Here is a 255-nt window from a genome sequence, read left to right as displayed (position 1 = left end):
GGACCAGTTGGTTGGCCTGAGCACCGACCAGATCGTCGCCATGGGTTCGGCGCAGTTCAGCGGCTGGAACTCGTCGCAGTTCAACGCACTGTCGACCAACAATATCGCGGCGATTGAAACCCGCGACATCGTCGGCCTGAAAACCAACATCATCGCCACGCTGAGCAGCGACCAGTTCAAGGCGCTGAGCACCGACCAGGTACAAGCGCTGACCAGCGGCCAGTTCGCCGCCATCAGCACCGACAACCTGAACGC

The 255-nt window shown here is 61.2% G+C and carries 1 protein-coding gene; it reads left to right on the top strand.

Annotated elements, in window-relative coordinates; all coding sequences use genetic code 11:
• The coding region (locus GTP44_RS27000) for a hypothetical protein (protein WP_161021814.1) at nucleotides 1-255 on the top strand (255 nt) is incomplete at both ends.

It is taken from the genome of Duganella lactea, assembly GCF_009857505.1.
In the GTDB taxonomy this organism is placed as follows: Bacteria; Pseudomonadota; Gammaproteobacteria; order Burkholderiales; family Burkholderiaceae_D; genus Rugamonas; species Rugamonas lactea.
The sequence above is the reverse complement of the archived record's forward strand: the minus strand, read 5'-3'. Positions and strand labels throughout refer to the sequence as shown.